This window comes from Cupriavidus sp. 01L45, from assembly GCF_056399885.1.
In genome coordinates this window covers 76,551-93,743 of the sequence record NZ_JBFTSG010000030.1, presented here as the reverse complement: position 1 = coordinate 93,743, position 17,193 = coordinate 76,551, and the positions used below count along the sequence as shown (strand labels likewise).

At 66.8% G+C, this 17,193-nt stretch carries 17 protein-coding genes, 1 pseudogene and 2 riboswitches; of the genes and pseudogenes, 3 read left to right on the top strand and 15 right to left on the bottom strand.

Annotated features, from left to right (window positions below; translation table 11 throughout):
* Positions 1–355: 355 nt before the first annotated feature.
* The 5 genes from AC1DT6_RS21095 to ahcY all read right to left on the bottom strand — a co-directional run bounded on the left by AC1DT6_RS21095 (position 356) and on the right by ahcY (position 4,356).
* Complete coding sequence (locus tag AC1DT6_RS21095; RefSeq protein ID WP_441635689.1) at positions 356–1,114, bottom strand: Mut7-C RNAse domain-containing protein; 759 nt, start codon at positions 1,112–1,114, stop codon at positions 356–358.
* Positions 1,115–1,169: 55 nt separating this feature from the next.
* Positions 1,170–1,529, bottom strand: a complete 360-nt coding sequence (locus AC1DT6_RS21090) for a TfoX/Sxy family protein (RefSeq protein WP_276289833.1) — start codon at positions 1,527–1,529, stop codon at positions 1,170–1,172.
* Positions 1,530–1,552: 23 nt separating this feature from the next.
* Positions 1,553–2,383 carry a methylenetetrahydrofolate reductase [NAD(P)H] gene (metF, locus tag AC1DT6_RS21085; protein WP_045236164.1) on the bottom strand — a complete coding sequence of 277 codons (831 nt, stop codon included), beginning with the start codon at positions 2,381–2,383 and terminating at the stop codon, positions 1,553–1,555.
* A gap of 62 nt (positions 2,384–2,445) precedes the next feature.
* A complete protein-coding gene (locus AC1DT6_RS21080; protein ID WP_477114869.1) occupies positions 2,446–2,799 on the bottom strand; it encodes a phage holin family protein in 354 nt (117 codons plus the stop codon).
* Positions 2,800–2,922: 123 nt separating this feature from the next.
* A complete protein-coding gene (gene ahcY / locus AC1DT6_RS21075; protein WP_441635687.1) occupies positions 2,923–4,356 on the bottom strand; it encodes an adenosylhomocysteinase in 1,434 nt (477 codons plus the stop codon).
* A gap of 127 nt (positions 4,357–4,483) precedes the next feature.
* Positions 4,484–4,564: riboswitch (S-adenosyl-L-homocysteine riboswitch) on the bottom strand.
* A gap of 73 nt (positions 4,565–4,637) precedes the next feature.
* Between ahcY and thiD the strand changes: the two genes are divergently transcribed.
* Both thiD and AC1DT6_RS21065 read left to right on the top strand, forming a co-directional pair.
* On the top strand, positions 4,638–5,468 hold the full coding sequence (thiD, locus tag AC1DT6_RS21070) for a bifunctional hydroxymethylpyrimidine kinase/phosphomethylpyrimidine kinase (protein WP_477114868.1): 831 nt from the start codon (positions 4,638–4,640) through the stop codon (positions 5,466–5,468).
* A 178-nt stretch (positions 5,469–5,646) separates the two neighbouring features.
* The gene (locus AC1DT6_RS21065) at positions 5,647–6,087 is read left to right on the top strand and encodes a PGDYG domain-containing protein (RefSeq protein WP_477114867.1); all 441 of its coding nucleotides are present in this window, start codon (positions 5,647–5,649) and stop codon (positions 6,085–6,087) included.
* 4 nt (positions 6,088–6,091) lie between these two features.
* Here AC1DT6_RS21065 and AC1DT6_RS21060 read toward each other — a convergent pair whose 3' ends face one another.
* From AC1DT6_RS21060 to AC1DT6_RS21015, 10 genes and pseudogenes are all read right to left on the bottom strand, one after another.
* Entirely contained in the window at positions 6,092–6,538 is a 447-nt protein-coding gene (locus AC1DT6_RS21060; protein ID WP_045236253.1) for a PaaI family thioesterase, read from the bottom strand.
* A 135-nt stretch (positions 6,539–6,673) separates the two neighbouring features.
* Positions 6,674–6,991: a hypothetical protein gene (locus AC1DT6_RS21055; RefSeq protein WP_441635681.1), complete on the bottom strand. Its 318-nt coding sequence runs from the start codon at positions 6,989–6,991 to the stop codon at positions 6,674–6,676.
* A 51-nt stretch (positions 6,992–7,042) separates the two neighbouring features.
* Positions 7,043–7,228, bottom strand: a pseudogene (locus tag AC1DT6_RS21050) (AAA family ATPase); the annotation flags it as partial.
* Positions 7,225–7,788 carry a GNAT family N-acetyltransferase gene (locus AC1DT6_RS21045; protein ID WP_441635679.1) on the bottom strand — a complete coding sequence of 188 codons (564 nt, stop codon included), beginning with the start codon at positions 7,786–7,788 and terminating at the stop codon, positions 7,225–7,227. The pseudogene AC1DT6_RS21050 and the gene AC1DT6_RS21045, both read right to left, overlap by 4 nt.
* Positions 7,789–7,851: 63 nt before the next feature.
* Positions 7,852–8,994 (bottom strand): thiamine phosphate synthase, encoded by a 1,143-nt coding sequence (locus AC1DT6_RS21040; protein WP_441635677.1) that lies wholly within the window; start codon positions 8,992–8,994, stop codon positions 7,852–7,854.
* Positions 8,991–9,839 (bottom strand): thiazole synthase, encoded by an 849-nt coding sequence (locus AC1DT6_RS21035; protein ID WP_441635675.1) that lies wholly within the window; start codon positions 9,837–9,839, stop codon positions 8,991–8,993. The genes AC1DT6_RS21040 and AC1DT6_RS21035 overlap by 4 nt, the downstream gene beginning before the upstream one ends.
* 6 nt (positions 9,840–9,845) lie before the next feature.
* Positions 9,846–10,043, bottom strand: a complete 198-nt coding sequence (thiS, locus tag AC1DT6_RS21030) for a sulfur carrier protein ThiS (RefSeq protein ID WP_035868404.1) — start codon at positions 10,041–10,043, stop codon at positions 9,846–9,848.
* Positions 10,044–10,064: 21 nt separating this feature from the next.
* On the bottom strand, positions 10,065–11,243 hold the full coding sequence (locus tag AC1DT6_RS21025) for an FAD-dependent oxidoreductase (RefSeq protein ID WP_477114866.1): 1,179 nt from the start codon (positions 11,241–11,243) through the stop codon (positions 10,065–10,067).
* Positions 11,244–11,387: 144 nt separating this feature from the next.
* Positions 11,388–13,274: a phosphomethylpyrimidine synthase ThiC gene (gene thiC / locus AC1DT6_RS21020; protein ID WP_477103457.1), complete on the bottom strand. Its 1,887-nt coding sequence runs from the start codon at positions 13,272–13,274 to the stop codon at positions 11,388–11,390.
* Between the two features lie 104 nt (positions 13,275–13,378).
* A riboswitch (TPP riboswitch) is annotated at positions 13,379–13,480 on the bottom strand.
* A gap of 191 nt (positions 13,481–13,671) precedes the next feature.
* Positions 13,672–15,063, bottom strand: a complete 1,392-nt coding sequence (locus tag AC1DT6_RS21015; protein WP_477114865.1) for an RtcB family protein — start codon at positions 15,061–15,063, stop codon at positions 13,672–13,674.
* Positions 15,064–15,330: 267 nt separating this feature from the next.
* On the opposite strand from AC1DT6_RS21015, the gene AC1DT6_RS21010 reads away from it, so the two are divergent.
* On the top strand, positions 15,331–16,992 hold the full coding sequence (locus AC1DT6_RS21010) for an acyl-CoA dehydrogenase family protein (RefSeq protein WP_477114864.1): 1,662 nt from the start codon (positions 15,331–15,333) through the stop codon (positions 16,990–16,992).
* The last annotated feature ends 201 nt before the right edge of the window (positions 16,993–17,193 follow it).

Sequence of the window (17,193 nt, the reverse complement as noted above, 5' to 3'; positions counted from 1 at the left end):
TGTGGGAATGGGCACTGCACACGAGGTCAGGGGCCGCACCACGAAACCCATGGGGCACGCCATTGCGCTGCCCTGCAAGCCGGTAACGGCAGATACCAGCAGAACCGCTGCCCATACGACGAAACCAGCACCCTGCGCACCCGCGATTGCTCTGCCCCCGGCAGGGTCGGCTTTCTTCTCGTTAGTCTTCTTTGCCGAAGCAAAAAAGAGTGACCGGCGTCCCCCGCAGGGGGATGTCGTACGCACTTGGGTGCAATAACCATCGCCGATCAAAGAAACTGCGACCACCCCAGCAGAGGGATGTTGTAAGGCTCTCGGGTCCAAAGGCCATCGCCTCAAACAAACAAGCCACCAACTAAATCCGCCCCGCAGGCACCAACTCATCCACCAAATCCCTCATATGCCGCCAATGCGACCCCTCCCAAAACACCCTCTGACAGCACCCGCAAGTCACAAACCGCTCCTGCCGCGCAAACACGCCCGCCGGCACGCGGCCATCCACCTCGGCCTTGCCGATCGGCCGCAGCGGCACATTGCAATCCAGGCACAGCGAGAACGGCCGCGCGCTGCGGGCCAGGTCCAGTCGCGCGAAGATCTCGCGCAACTGCGGCGTGGCCTTGATGGCGCGCACATAGCAGCCGTGGGTGACGCCGCGGCGCTTGAGCAGTTCGCGGTCACGCGTGAGCACGATGCGTCCCTCGCGCATGGCGATGGCCTCGATCTCGCTATCGGCGAAATGGTTGTCGTAGAGGGTGTCGAAGCCGGTCAGCCGCAGCAGGTGTGCCAGCCCGCCCAGATGGGCGTCGGCAACGAAGCGCGTGGTGCGTAGTGGCTCGTCGCGCACGCGCAGCAACGGTGTGACGTCGAAGGCTTCGAACTTGGGATAAACGGACACGCGGTCGCCATCCTGCAGCGGGCGCTCGAATCCACATGACTCGCCGTTCACCAGGATCAGCTCGACCTCGGTGTGCGGTACCCCCAGCGCCTCGATCATGTGCTTGACGGTGGCGGCGCGCGCGCAGGCGCAAACGCAGTCCAGTCCGCGCTGCGCACGCGGCAGGAAGTCGTTCAGTTCCTCGTAGAAACGAAACGTAGCGGTGACGGCGGTGACCATGAGCCAAAGTATGCCACCGCGCGGCCGGGTGCCGGAACGGGTTCCGGTCCGCCGTTCAGCCAGCCTGGTTGGCCAGCCGCAGCGTGGATTCCACCGACAGGCGCGCCCAGGCCGTCATGGCCTCGGCCGACTCCAGGCAGGCCGGCGGCGCGCTCAGGTAGTGAAGCATGGCGATCTCGCGCCCGGCACGGTTGTAGCGGAACGGCTCGCCGCCCTCGGCCTTGAAACGCGCCCGCGTCTTGTCGTCGACTTTCAGGAAGCAGCGCCCGCCCAGGACCAGCGCGAACACCAGGCCGTCGTAGTACAAGGCATGGCCGCCGAACATGCGGCGCGAGGTGATCGGCCCGATGCGCGCCGCCAGCGGCCCCATCAGTTCGAGCAGATGGTCGATGAAGGGATCGGGGCGGCGTGGCATCGCGTCTGGCGCTGAGAGATGCCTTAGAGCTTCAGGCGCTGCCAGATCGCCTTGGTCGCGCTGGCCGTGTTGAGCGTATAGAAATGCAGCCCCGGTACGCCGGCCGCCAGCAAACGCTCGCACAGCGCGGTGACCACGTCCAGGCCAAAGGCGCGGATCGATTCGCGATCGTCGCCAAAGCCTTCCAGCCGCTTGGCCACCCAGCGCGGCACTTCGGCGCCGCACATCTCGGAGAAGCGCATCAGCTGCGAGGAATTGGTGATCGGCATGATGCCCGGCACGATCGGCACTTCCACGCCCATGGCGCGCACGTCGTCGACGAAGCGGAAGTACGCGTCGGCGTTGAAGAAGTACTGGGTGATGGCGGAGTCGGCGCCGGCCTTGACCTTGCGCACGAAATTCTCGAGATCGTGGCGCGGCGACTTGGCCTGCGGGTGGTACTCGGGATAGGCCGCCACTTCGATATTGAACCAGTCGCCGGTCTCGGCGCGGATGAATTCCACCAGCTCATTGGCAAAGCGGAACTCGCCGATCTCGCCCATGCCCGATGGCATGTCGCCGCGCAGCGCCACGATATGGCGGATGCCGCCATCGCGATAGGTCTTGAGGATATCGCGGATGCTCTCGCGCGAGGAACCCACGCACGACAGGTGCGGCGCGGCCTCAATGCCTTCGCGCTGGATTTCCAGCACGGCATCCAGCGTGCCCTGCTGGGTGGTGCCGCCGGCGCCGAACGTCACCGAGATGAACTTGGGATGCAGCGGAGCGAGTTGCGCACGCGTGTTGCGCAGCTTCTCGGCGCCCTCCGCCGTCTTGGGCGGGAAGAATTCGAAGCTGAAGTAGCGGTCTTGCATGATGGTGGCGCGCCGCCTATGGCGCGGCGCGCTGAAAAATTGGCATGGGACGCCAGCAGGCGTCAGGCGCTGCGGCGCTCGCCCAGCAGCAGGCTGGACAGCGCCCAGGAGATCACGCTGTAGAGGATCGAGCCTAGCAAGGCCGCGCCAAAGCCGGCGACCACGAAACCGGCCAGCAGCTTGCCCACGAACAGGAACAGCAGCGCGTTGAYCACGAAGATAAACAGGCCAAGCGTCAGCAGCGTCACCGGCAAGGTGAGGATCACCAGGATCGGGCGGATCAAGGTATTCACCAGGCCGAGCACCAGGGCGGCAATCATGGCCGAGCCGAAGCCGCCAAGATGAATCCCATCGATCAGGCTACCCACCAGGAACAGCGCGGCGGCATTGATGATCCAGACGGCCAACAGTCTCATGACGACTCCTTCGCTTGGGTGAAACGGATTCGGGGCAGCACGCCCGCGGCGTGGGCACGCCGCGGGTTGACGATCCGGGGATCGGTCAGAAACAGATCAAAAGCCGATCTGCTGATCAGCGGATCAATAGCGGTAGTGATCGGCCTTGTACGGGCCTTCCTTCTTCACGCCGATATAGGCTGCCTGCTGCTCGGTCAGCTCGGACAGTTGCGCGTTGAGCTTCTTCAGCTGCAGGCGCGCGACCTTCTCGTCCAGATGCTTGGGCAGCGTGTAGACGCCGACCGGGTACTTGCCGCTATCGCGTTCCTGCCACAGTTCGATCTGGGCGATGGTCTGGTTGGCGAACGAGCTGCTCATCACGTACGACGGGTGGCCCGTGCCGCAGCCCAGGTTCACCAGGCGGCCCTTGGCCAGGATGATCAGCTTCTTGCCCGGCTGGTCGCCAACTGCGGGGAAGACCACATGGTCGACCTGCGGCTTGATCTCGTCCCACTCGTACTTTTCCAGCGAGGCGATGTCGATCTCGTTGTCGAAGTGGCCGATGTTGCAGACGATGGCCTGGTCCTTCATCTTGGCCATGTGGTCATGGGTGATGACGTGGTAGTTGCCGGTGCAGGTGACGAAGATGTCGGCCTTGTCGGCAGCGTATTCCATGGTCACCACGCGGTAGCCTTCCATCGCGGCCTGCAGCGCGCAGATCGGGTCGACTTCGGTCACCCACACCTGGGCCGACAGGGCACGCAGTGCCTGCGCGCTGCCCTTGCCCACGTCGCCGTAGCCGGCCACCAGCGCAACCTTGCCGGCGATCATCACGTCGGTGGCACGCTTGATGCCGTCCACCAGCGATTCACGGCAGCCATACAGGTTGTCGAACTTGCTCTTGGTCACCGAGTCGTTGACGTTGATGGCGGGGAACTTGAGCTCGCCCTTTTGCGCCATCTGGTACAGGCGGTGCACGCCCGTGGTGGTTTCCTCGGTCACGCCCTTGATGGCGTCCAGGTTACGGCTGTACCAGGACGGGTCCTTGGCCAGCTTTTCCTTGATCGCGGCGAACAGGAAGGTCTCTTCCTCGCTGCCCGGCTTGGCGATCAGCGATGCGTCCTTCTCGGCGCGGGCGCCCAGGTGCAGCAGCAGCGTGGCGTCGCCGCCGTCGTCCAGGATCATGTTGGGGGTGCCGCCATCCGCCCAGTCGAAGATGCGATGGGTGAAGTCCCAGTATTCCTTCAGCGATTCGCCCTTGAAGGCGAACACCGGCGTGCCCGAGGCGGCGATGGCCGCGGCAGCATGGTCCTGGGTCGAGAAGATGTTGCACGAAGCCCAGCGCACGTCGGCGCCGAGCGCGGCCAGCGTCTCGATCAGCACGGCGGTCTGGATGGTCATGTGCAGCGAGCCGGCGATGCGCGCGCCCTTCAGGGGCTGGGCGGCGGCGAACTCGTCGCGGATGGCCATCAGGCCGGGCATCTCGGTCTCGGCGATGGCGATTTCCTTGCGGCCCCAGCCTGCGAGGTTGATGTCGGCCACCAGGTAGTCGTTCTTGAGGTCAGTCACTGCGTTCATGTTTCACTCCGATGAAGAGTGGCGACGAAGGACAAGTGCGGGGGATACGGCCGCGCCATGCCGTGGCGGAAAAAGCCACTTTGCATAACGGGCGGATAGGTCGACTCGCCTCCGTGTATGTGCCACGGATCAGCGAGCGCCGTTGAAGACAGTCCGAGCCTGGCGAATGGCACAATGGGGCCCATTCGTTGCAACGCTCCTCGGAGTGGCGGTATTGTAGCCTGCCAAAAGGCGCTGCGCATTGCCGCCAACACGTTTTTTATTTGCCGCCCGTCCGATACATGACCCAGACGACACACCGCCCCCCGCGCACCCTGACCATCGCCGGCTCCGACTCGGGCGGCGGCGCCGGCATCCAGGCCGATCTCAAGACCTTTGCCGCGCTGGGCTGCTTCGGCATGAGCGCGATCACCGCCATCACCGCCCAGAACACCCTGGGCGTGACCGGCGTGCACGCCATCCCGGCCGACATGGTGGCGGCGCAGATCGACGCGGTGGCCAGCGATATCGGGGTGGATGCGGCCAAGACCGGCATGCTGGGCACGGCGGCCATCGTCGAAGCGGTAGCCGCCGCGGTGGACCGCCACGGCATCCGCCGGCTGGTGGTGGACCCCGTGATGATCTCCACCTCCGGCGCCACGCTGGCGGACGACGCCACCACCCGGGCCATGGTCAGCCTGCTGTTCCCGCGCGCCGCGCTGGTCACGCCCAACCTGCCGGAAGCGTCCTATCTGCTGGGCCGCAAGATCACCCGGCGTGACGAAATGGAGCAGGCGGCACGCGACCTGGCCGCGCTGGGCTGCCCGGCGGTGCTGCTCAAGGGCGGGCACCTGGATCCGGAAGATGCCGGCCTGGACGACCTGCTGCTGGGCGCCGACGGCACCGTGCGCGTGTTCTCCCATCCACGCGTTGAAACCCGCAACCTGCATGGCACCGGCTGCACGCTGGCGGCGGCCATCGCGGCGCAACTCGCGCGCGGCGATACGCTGGAAGATGCGGTGGAAGTGGCGCTGGATTTTGTGGCCGATGCGATCGTGGCGGGCGCCGACTTTGAGCTTGGGGCGGGCAACGGGCCGCTGAACCACGGCTTTGCGCCGCGGGTACTGGGGTGAAACACGAGCAGCCCCCCCAATGCGAAGCGAAGCGAGCCGTGACGGCGTTAGAGGCCGTATGGGGCGCCTTCTTTGCCTACTTTCTTGGCAAGCCAAGAAAGTAGGTCGCTCCCCGCAGGGGAGTGAAACTGCCTTTGACTTTGACTTTGACTTTGAGCTTTCAGGCCCTTATCGCACCATGCCCACCCTGACCCACATCGACCTGCGCACCGACCCCGCCGCCGCCCCCTACCAAAAGCACGAAGTCGTCCAGGTAGCCTTCGCCAAGGAACCCGGCGAACTCATCAGCCTCGAAGGCCCCAACCGCTACCAGCCCGGCGACGCCATCATCACCGGCTCCACCGGCGACCGCTGGGTCGTATCGCGCGAGCGTTTCGACCCGAAGTACGAACCGCTGCAAGCCGGCACGCACGGCCAGGACGGCGCCTACCGGAACATCCCGGGCGTCGTGCTCGCCAAACGCATGAACGAAGCCTTCAGCATTGCCCGCTCCACCGGCGGCGACGTACTGCATGGCGCGGCCGGCGACTGGCTGATGCAGTACGCCCCGAACGACTACGGCATCGTCCAGCAGGCGCGCTTCGCCCAGGTCTACCGTCCGGCCAGCGGCAACGCCTGAAGCGTCAGTCGCCGCCGCTGCTCAGCGGCACCAGCTTGAACGCCGCGCGCGCCACGCACACCACCTCGCCGGCGGCATTCTTCACTTCGCCTTCGCAAAAAGCGATGCGCGCGCCGCGCCGCATGCAGCGCGCTTCCAGGTGCAGTTCACCGCGTGCGGCGGCCAGGAAGTGCGTGGACATATCGATGGTGATCACGCCGGTATCGAGCGGCGCATGCGAGCGCGCCGCGCCGCTGAGCGTGAAATCCAGCGTCGCCATCAAGGTGCCGCCATGTACGTCGCCCCGGCTGTTGACCAGGAACGGGCTGACCGGCAGGCGCGTGCGGCACAGGCCCGCCTCCATCTGCACGGGTTGCAGGCCGAGATGGCGCATCAGCGGCACGTCGATGCCGAAATAGGGCTTCTCGGGCGTGCCCGGCGCAACCGGGACAATCTGAGCGGGACTTTCCAAAACAGGGTTTCCTTGTTCGAGTTCTGCGAATTCCACCACGGCCTGGCCTTCGGCCACGGCATCGCCGGCCGCAATCGTAACGCCAACGCGATGCGCATGGTGCGGACCTGGCCGTTCACCGCACGCTCTTGTGCCCTACAGGATCTCCCGGACGAACCACGCATTGAAGCGGTAAAGCGCAATGGACGGAATCACGACAAACAAGAGCAGGCTGACGACTGCGCGCCGGGTTCTATAGAGGTAGAGCGCCATCAGATCGCGCAGCGCGTAGCTGGCGACCAGCACCAGCAGCGGAATGTAGGCCAGCAGGCAAAACAGGAATATCCAGACAAGGACACCGCCCTGCAACGCGTGGTCAAGAAAACCAACGCCGTCCATCCAGCGCGCATCCCCTGCACTGAATGTGACAAGCAGCATCAACAAGGAAGCGACCAGAGTGGGACAGCGCAGCATTCAGGTCGGCTCTTTCGCTTCGCCCGGCTCACCATCGAGCAGCACGCGCAGCACGGCGATGGCCTCCATCAGCGTGGTTTTGCCCGAGCCGTTCTCGCCGACCAGGAAGGTGACCTTGGGATGCATCGCTATCGCATCCAGCGTGCGCACCGCCAGCAGGCAGAAGGGATAGCGCTCGAAGCTGTCGACGATGTCGCGCCGCAGGCAGACGCGGCTGATGAACTGGGGCGAGATCACGGTGTTCGCCGGGGTGGATGACACGGCGCTATCGTAACGCAATGCGGCGCCTGCAGCACCAGGCGCATGGCAATGCGCTGCCGCAGGCCAAGAATGGCCTCGTGCGTCAGCACGGCGGCCAGCCGGGGGCAGAGGCCGGCGTCGTCGAGCCGGCGAAAGCCGAGGCGCGCATAGAACGGCGCGTTCCAGGGGAGGTGGCTGAACGTGGTGAGGCCTAGCGATTGCACGCCCTGCTGACGGAAAGAAACGGCTACGGCGTTCACCAGTGCGCGGCCGAAGCCGCGGCGGGCATGGATGGGATGCACATCCATCTCGTCGAGGTAGGCGTGATGTCCATGCAGGCTGGCCAGCGCGAAGCCGGCGACGGTGCCGTCGGTGGCGATGGCAACCCACAGGCGGCACTCGCGCTGCGCGCGCCGGAAGTCTTCGATCGGGGTGACTTGCTCGCGCAGCGCCGCTGGCAGGTCAACCGCAGGGAATAGCGCGGCGGCGGCGCGTTCGATGGCGGGGAGAGTGGATATGTCCGCCGGCGTGGCAAGGCGGATGTCTGCAGGTGGCATGGGTGTTATGGCAGTGGTGGCGGGCCCGGGTTCCCGCCTGGCCAACCTACGGGCCGGAGGCATTCATGCCTCCGGGAACATTCCCAGCAGGTTGCTCACCGCGGCCGGCACATCCGCCGCCTCGGTAATCGCGCGGACCACCGCCGCGCTGCCCACGCCCGCGGCCAGCACCTGCGGCAACCGTGCCGCGTCGACGCCTCCGATGCCCACCAGCGAAGGCACCACGGGCCGCATCAGCCTGACGTACGCATGGAAGCGCCCCAGCCCCTGCGGCGCGGTCGGCATCACCTTGGTGGTGGTCGGGAAAATCGCGCCCAGCGCCAGGTAGCTCGGGCCGATCATCGCCACGCGCAGCATCTCCGCATAGCCGTGCGTGGACACACCAAGCCGCAGCCCGGAGGCGCGCAGCGCATCGAGGTCTGCTTCGTCGAGATCTTCCTGGCCGAGGTGGATACCGTAGATGCCGCTGGCCGCGCTGTCGTTGCCGTGGCTGGCGTGATAGTCGATAGCCGCACGCCAGTGGTCGTTGATAAACAGGCGCGACGCGCTGCCACGCGCGGCGTTCGCAGCGCGCTCGATTTCACTGCGCACGGCCTGCGCATCGTCCGACTTGAAGCGCAACTGCACCGTGGGCACCGCCAGCGGCACCAGGCGCTCGATCCACTCGGCACTCGGCACCACCGCATACAAGCCCAGCGGCGGGCACGGCGCGAATGGCTCGACGCGCGACTCCGGCGCGACCAGCGCGGCATGGCGCACGCGTGGGAATCGCGCGAATTCCACCGGCCATTCCTGCGAGCCGGGCTGCCATGCACGCGCCAGGCAGAGTGCGTCATGCGCGGGAAAATGCAGTGCCAGGCAAGCCAGCAGCACGGCCACGAAGGCCGGCGAGTGCGCGGTGTCGCCGTCGGCATGGGCGTTGAACACCCAGGTGCCCATCGGCGAGCGCACGGTATCGCTCCATTGCCCGCCCTCGCGGTCGCTTTCGATGGCGATGGCGCCGGCGGCGCCGATGCGCGCCAGCGTGCCGGCATCGGCTTCGCCGTCGAACAGCACCACGTCGGCATCGCCGAGCGCGGCGGGCACGGCGGCCTGCGTCCATACGCGCCACGCTTTCTCATTGCTGCCGAATGTGGCGCCGTAGCGCGCCAGCAGTGTGTCGTGCAGCGCGGCGTCGACACCGGCCTGGATACTGTGGCTCGTCATGCGCGGTCCTCCACGCCTTCGGCGTGCCAGAACGGCATGCCCACCACCGGCGTGCTCGCCTGCGCAATGTCGCGCTCGGGCATGGGGCCGGCCAGGTAGGCGGTGCGGCCGGCGTCGACGGCCAGCGCGAAAGCGCGGGCCATGTTCACCGGGTAGGCGGCTTGCGCCACGGCGGTGTTCAGCAGCACGCCGTCGTAGCCCCACTCCAGTACCTGGGCTGCATGCGATGGCAGGCCAAGGCCGGCATCGACGATCAGCGGCGTATCCGGCAGCCGTTCGCGCAGCAGGCGCATGGCGTGCGGGTTGACGGCGCCCTTGCCGGTGCCGATCGGCGCGGCCCAGGGCATCAGCGCCTGGCAGCCGACATCAAGCAGCCGGCGGCACAGCACCAGGTCTTCCGTGCAATACGGCAGCACCTTGAAGCCTTCCTTGATCAGCGTCTCGGCCACGGCAGGCAGGTTGAGCGTATCGGGCTGCAGGGTGTAGTCGTCGCCAACCAGCTCGAGCTTGATCCAGTCGGTCTCGAACACCTCGCGCGCCATCATGGCGGTGGTGATGGCTTCCTGCGGCGCCATGCAGCCGGCGGTATTGGGCAGTACCGGCACGTCCAGCGACCTGAGCATCTGCCAGAAGGCCTGGCCGCCCTCGCCTTCTCCGACCGCGCCCTGGCGGCGCAGCGCCACCGTCAGCATGGCAGGCTTTGCCACTTCCACCGCGGCCTGCAAGGTGGCGGGAGACGGATAGCGCGCGGTGCCCAGCAACAGGCGCGAGGCGAACGACTCGCCATAGAGCACGAAGGGATCGCCGAGCAGGTCGCGGCGCGATTCAGCGGTATTGAGGGTCATGTTGGGTCAGCCTCCCGTCACGGGTTGCACAAGGTCGATGCGGTCGCCGGCGGCGAGCGCGGTGGCCGCATGCGCGGCGCGCGGCACGAACTGGCCGTTGAGCGCGGCGGCAAAGGGCGGCGCGATGCCGGCGCCAGCCACCGCGTCGGCCAGGGTGGCGTTGTCGGCAAGAGCCAGCGGACGGCCGTTGAGCACGATATCCATGGGCGTTCTGTTCTGTTCCGTTCAGTGCAGCACCGGCGAGCCGGCAACGGTATCAAGCGCGGCCACGATCATGCCGGGCCAGCGCAGCGCTGCCGGCACGGCATGGGCCGCGGGGTCGTCATCGAGCAGGGCCCGCACTACCTGGCAGGCTGCCTCGGTGACTGCCGGCGCGATCAGGAAGCCATGCCGGTACAGGCCGTTGAGGCGCACGATGCGGGCATGCTGGTCGACGCGGATGGCCGGCAGGTGGTCCGGGCGCGTCGGGCGGCGCTGCACATTGAGTTCCAGCACGCGCGCCTCGCCGAACGCCGGATGCAGCGAATACGCCGCCGACAGCAGTTCCAGCGCCGAGCGCACGCTCATCGGCGAATCGTCCTCGCTTTCGAGTTCAGTGGCGCCGATCACGTACAGATCGTTGGGCTTGGGCGCGATATAGATCGGATAGCGCGGATGCAGCAGGCGCACCGGGCGATGCAGCTTGACTTCGGGCGCGTGCACGCGCACCACTTCGCCGCGCAGCCCGCGCAAACCCGGCATGCTGCCGTGCGCGGCCGGCTGCCCGGGCCACGCCGCGCGCGCGCCAAGGCCGCGGCAATCCAGCACCACGCGTGCGCAGATGCCAAGCGCCGGCAGGTCGCCGGCCTCGACTTCGCCGGCTTCCCACACGCAATGCAGGCCGCCGCCAACCGCGCAGGCCAGCAACGCGCGCAACGTGCCGCGATTGTCGAGCTGGCCTTCACCGGCCAGCAGCAGGCCCTGGGAAAAGCGGCCCGCCAGCGCAGGCTCGAGAGCGGCCACGCCGTTGCCGTCGAGCGCGCGCATGCGCTCCGCCACCAGCTCGGGCGGCGCCACCGCGCGCACGCGGCTGGTGAACAGCGACATCTCGCTGCGGTCGCGGGTATGCCAGACCACCAGCGTGCCGTCCTCCTGGAAGAACACCGGCTCCGGCAATTCGGCCACCCAGGCGCGCCACAGGTCGACGCTGGCGGTGCCCAGCTCGACGATGCGGCGCTCGGCGATGGCGGATTCCGCCAGGGGCGCCAGCATCGCCGCCGCCACATGCGCGGCCGAGCCGGCGCCATCGGGGCCGGCGCGTTCGACCAGCGCCACGCGCAGGCCGGCACGTACCAGTTGCCAGGCGGAAAGGCGCCCGGCCAGACCGGCGCCGAGCACGGCCACATCAAACGACTGCGTTGTCATGGGGATGGTTGTGCCGGTGCTCGCCGCGACTGCGCGGCGGCGCGCCGGCCTCCTTTAAGTCATGGCGTGCCCTGTCCATCGGGAAGGGCACAGAACTTCGCGTGCGGCGCCCACGTTGGCGAGCGCCGCACCCATTGCATTGCCTTACGAGTAGATCTTGCTGCCGCTCTTGACGAACTCGATCGACTTTTCCTGCATGCCTTTCTCGGCTTCCGGCTTGAGCGAAGCGGCGTAGTCGCGCACTTCCTGCGTGATCTTCATCGAGCAGAACTTGGGACCGCACATCGAGCAGAAATGCGCGATCTTGGCGCCTTCGGCCGGCAGCGTGGCGTCGTGGTACGAACGCGCGCGTTCCGGGTCCAGGCCGAGGTTGAACTGGTCTTCCCAGCGGAACTCGAAGCGCGCCTTGGACAGTGCGTTGTCGCGCAGCTGCGCGCCCGGCCAGCCCTTGGCAAGGTCGGCCGCGTGGGCGGCGATCTTGTAGGTGATGATGCCTTCGCGCACGTCTTCCTTGTCCGGCAGGCCCAAGTGCTCCTTCGGCGTGACGTAGCACAGCATGGCCGTGCCCATCCAGCCGATATTGGCCGCGCCGATGCCGCTGGTGATGTGGTCGTAGCCGGGGGCGATGTCCGTCACCAGCGGTCCGAGCGTGTAGAACGGCGCTTCGTAGCAGTGCTTCAGCTCTTCATCCATGTTGGCCTGGATGCGCTGCAGCGGCACGTGGCCCGGGCCTTCGATCATGACCTGCACGTCGTGCTTCCAGGCCTTGTCGGTCAGCTCGCCGAGCGTGCGCAGTTCGCCGAACTGGGCGTCGTCGTTGGAGTCGGCGATACAGCCGGGACGCAGGCCATCACCGAGGCTGAACGACACGTCGTACGCCTTCATGATTTCGCAGATCTCGTCGAAGTGCGTGTACAGGAAGTTTTCCTTGTGATGCGCCAGGCACCACTTGGCCATGATCGAACCACCGCGCGAGACGATGCCGGTGACGCGGTCCGCGGTCATCGGCACATAGCGCAGCAGCACGCCGGCGTGGATGGTGAAGTAGTCCACGCCCTGCTCGGCCTGCTCGATCAGCGTGTCGCGGAACATTTCCCAGGTCAGGTCCTCGGCGATGCCGCCGGTCTTGTCCAGCGCCTGGTAGATGGGCACCGTGCCGATGGGCACCGGCGAATTGCGCAGGATCCACTCGCGGGTTTCATGGATGTGCTTGCCGGTGGACAGATCCATGATGGTGTCGGCGCCCCAGCGGATCGACCACACCATCTTTTCCACTTCCTCGGCCAGCGACGACGTCACGGCGGAGTTGCCCAGGTTGCCGTTGATCTTGACGCGGAAATTGCGCCCGATCGCCATCGGCTCCAGTTCGGTGTGGTTGATGTTGGCGGGAATGATGGCGCGGCCGGCGGCGATTTCCTTGCGCACGAATTCCGGCGTCATGTCTTCCGGGCGCAGCGGCAGCGCGGCACCCAGCGCATTGCCGGGGTGCTGGCGCAGCAGCGCCTTGTATTCGGGCTTGTCGTACAGCGCTTGCAGGTTCAGCGACTCGCGCAGCGCCACGTATTCCATCTCGGGCGTGATGATGCCGCGGCGCGCATAGTGCATCTGCGACACGTTGGCGCCGGCCTTGGCGCGGCGCGGGTTGGTCAGCTGGGCAAAGCGCAGGTGCGCGGTGGCCGGATCAGCGGCGCGTGCCAGGCCGTATTCCGACGACAGGCCGGACAGCACTTCGGTGTCGCCTCGCTCTTCGATCCACTTGCCGCGCACCGATGGCAGGCCGGCCTTCAGGTCGATATGGATGTCCGGATCGCTGTACGGGCCCGAGGTGTCGTACACGGGAATCGGCGGATTGGACATCTCGCCCTTGTCCGTGCGCGTGGACGTCTGCAGGATCGTGCGCAGCGGCACGCGGATATCGGGGCGGCTGCCGGTCAGGTAGGTCTTGCTGGATGCCGGATAGGCGAATTTTTTGTCGAGATCGGTTTCAAGCGACTCGAAAGATGCGGCGGGGGCGGTATTTGTGCGGGCCATGGGTGTCGTCCTCTCTCTTGCGGGGATGGACGAAACCAGGAGCCCTGTGAGCATGGCCGCGGCGCCGGGGCCGGGATCATGTGCCTTGGAGAAGGCAGGAGCTTTTCGGTAACCATGAAACTTCCCACGCCGGTACTAGCCGGATCGGGTTCGAAGGGACTCTCTCAGCCGCACGGCCCATCCGTACGGCACCCCTGTTTCATCCAACGGGGTGAATTTAAGCACAAGGCTCGGAGCTTGACCACCCCTGTTTCAATCTGGAGTGTCGTGCGTCAAGGTATGGCTGAGGGCCATGCGGCCCCCAGGCATTAACATGCACACCATTACGCTGCAACGCACCATGACTTAGCGTGCGCATGCACTGCCATTCGAACACCATTCGAACACCGCCGCGATTTCAAGCCTTGAAGGTCACCCAAGGCTTCAACCGCGCCACTGCTTCGATCAGCCCGGCCTCTTCCTGTGCCTGCAGCACCGGACCGATCGGCTTGTAGGCCTCGGGCGCTTCTTCCACCCTGCGCTCCTCGCGCAGCGTGACGCAGCGCCAGCCGGCGTTGGCATGATCGCTTTTCAAGCGGCGCAAAGCCTGGCGCCGGACACTGCGGCCGGCTCCGTGGCTGCATGACGAGAGCCAATCGGTGTGACCCAAACCGCTCACTATATAGGAAGCATCCCCCATGGAACCGGGGATCAGGGCCAGGTCGCCGTGATGCGCGGGTGTCGCGCCCTTGCGGTGGATATTGAGGCCGTTTTCGCGCAGCACCACGTTATGCGGCACGTCGACCACCAGCCGTGAAGCCGTCGCGCCGCACAACTCGGCCAGTTCCTTGCGCACGAGTTCGGCCAGCACCACCCGGTTGGCCCAGGCATAGCGTGCCGCCGTACCCATGGCCACCAGGTACTCGTGCGCCAGGCTGCCCGCCAAGCCGTACAGCCCGCTCGTCGGATGCTTCAGGCCTGCGGGCCAGGCCTGGCGCGCCCGGTCCATCCAGCGCCGGCCCACGTAGAAGCCGACATCGCGCGAGCCGCTGTGGATCATCGCCACGACATCGCCGGGCGCCAGGCCGACGCGATATGCCGCGTGCCTGTCGAAGATCTCGTCCACCACCTGCAGTTCGACAAAATGATTGCCCCCGCCCGGCGTGCCGAGACAGGGATCGCGAAAGACCTCGCGATTGCCGACGTGCGCATCCGGCGCATAGCGGGCACTCCCGCCAAACGCATCCAGTCCGACGCAAGCGGCAAGTTCGGCCTCCAGCCGGGCACGATCGACCTGCGCCCACAAGCCTTGCGGCGCCACGCGATCGATGAACGCGGCGGGTCCCTCGTCGAATAGGGCGCGGAACGCGGCGCTATGCACCGGCATGTCGCGGCCGTTATCGAGCAGCGCACGCGTCAGCCTGCTCACAAGGGCATCCTGCTGCGGCAGCAGGGCGGCTTGCTTCAGGCTTGTAGTAATCAGGCGCATGCCGCAATTGATGTCGGTACCAATCGCGGCGGGAATGACGAAATCCGCGTCGGTGGCAACGATCGATCCGACCGGCGCGATGCCGCCGGGATGAAAGTCCGGCGTGGCGCAGGCTTTGCAAACGCCATGGTGGCCGTCCGGCGAACGCACCGCGGCAAAGTCGAGCAACTGCCGTACGGCTTTCGCTTCCAGGGGAAGCGTGGCGGGCAACAGCACGGAGGCTTGCGCGTGTTCGTTGCGCAGGTGATAGACACCCTGGATGCGCTCGACATGGATGCCCTGGCGCTGCAGGGCTTTTTCAAGACGGGGAAGGGAAGACATGGCTGCCGGGAATACAAGGTACGGGGGTGCCTCCGGCGGACCGGGGCAAAAAGTACCTTCTGCGCAGCAGCGTCGAGAAAGGAGCGTGCAGTGTATCGCCGGGAAGCGGCGAACGGCAAGCGCCCGGCCCGCGAGCCCAGCCATGACGGCGCAAAGTGTTGGGGGCCGGACACAGTGCAAGCCCACGCACATAGCGCGCCGCTTGCTCTACCATGCAATCAGACATGCCCATGCGCAACGCTCGCAGAAGACCGCACAGGAGACCTCATGACTGAAGCTGCCACCCACCGCGTGTTCAACCAGGTCCCGGACCTCACCGGCCACAACCTGTTCACCGGCGACCCCGCCTTGCGCGACGCGCTGGAGCGGCTTGGCGGCGGGTGGCACGCCAGTGCGCTCGATGTCTTCGGGGCGCGCCTGGGCAAACCCGATGTCCAGCAGTGGGCGGCCGAGGCCAACCGCCGCTCGCCCGAGCTGCGCACGCATAGCCGCACCGGCGAGCGCATCGACGAAGTGGAATTTCCGCCCGCATGGCACGCGTTGCTGGCCCTGCTACGAAGCCAGCAGTTGCAGGCGCTGCCGTTCGCGCAGCCCCGGGAGGGCGCGTGGGTGGCGCGCGCCGCGGGCTATTTCCTGCAGGCGCAGGCCGAGTCCGGATCCCTGTGCCCGCCCACCATGACCTTCGCCAGCATCCCGGTGCTGCAGAAGGAAGCTGCCCTGTTCGCGGAACTGGGGCCGAAACTGTTTGCCACCGAGCACGATCCGCGCGACCTGCCCTGGCGCGACAAGCATGCCGTGATGATCGGCATGGGCATGACGGAAAAGCAGGGCGGCTCCGATGTGCGCAGCAACACCACCGTCGCGCGCGCCGTGCGCGGCGAGGGCCGCGGCGCCGAGTACGCGATCACCGGGCACAAGTGGTTTTTCTCCGCGCCGATGTGCGATGCCCACCTGGTGGTGGCGCGCATGGGCGCGGAGGACGGGCCGCTGTCGTGCTTCTTCGTGCCGCGCTTTCGCGACGACGGCAGCAAGAACCCGGTGCAGATCCAGCGTCTCAAGGACAAACTGGGCAATCGCTCCAACGCCAGCAGCGAAGTGGAATTCCGCGAGGCCACCGGCATCCTGATCGGCGAGGAAGGCCGCGGCATCCCGACCATTATCGAGATGGCCACCTATACCCGGCTGGATTGCGTGATCGGCAGCGCCGCCATCATCCGCGCGGCGCTGGTGCAGGCCATCCACCACGCGCGGCACCGCATGGCGTTCGGCCGCCTGCTGGCGGAGCAGCCGCTGATGCGCAACGTGCTGGCCGACCTGGCGCTGGAAAGCCAGGCCGCCACCCTGCTCATGATGGAACTGGCACATGCTTTCGAGCGGGCCGATGCCGATCCGCTGGCCGCCGCCTGGAAGCGCATCGTCACGCCGGCGGCCAAGTTCTGGGTCTGCAAGCGCGCCATAGAGGTGACGGGCGAAGCCATGGAGGTATGGGGCGGCAACGGCTACGTGGAGGAAGGCCCGATGGCCCGGCTGTACCGCGAGGCGCCGGTCAACTCGATCTGGGAGGGCTCCGGCAACATCATGTGCCTGGACGTGCTGCGCGCGCTCCAGCGCAATCCCGAGGACGCGGGGCGGCTATTGCAGGACCTAGGACGGCGCGCCGGCGGCCATCCGGCGGTGCGCGCCGAACTCGCCTCGCTGCAGGCGATGCTGCGCGACGCGCCGGAACATCTCGAAGCCGGCGCGCGGCGCTTTGCCCAGGGCCTGGTGCTGACCGCGCAGGCGGCGCTGATGCTCGCCCATGCCGACACCGACGATGCCGAGCGCTTCGTGGCCAGCCGGCTTGGACGCCAGCATGGCCGCGTGTTCGGCACGCTGGAGGGCGACGAAGCCGCGCTGGCGGGCGTGGTGGCGCGCGCATGGCCGGCGTGAAGCCGCCGGTGCATCGCCGCGCGTGAACGCCCAGAGGCGCCCAGGCAGCTGACACGGCCGCACGCTGTCATGCTGGCGCATGGCGCGATTCGTCCGTGCGCACCTGGCCTCGCAACATGCCCCCCCGGATTAATTCCCCGCCTCGCTACAGCCAAGGCCAGTGATGCCGTAAACCGTTGATATAAAGGGCATACATTTAAT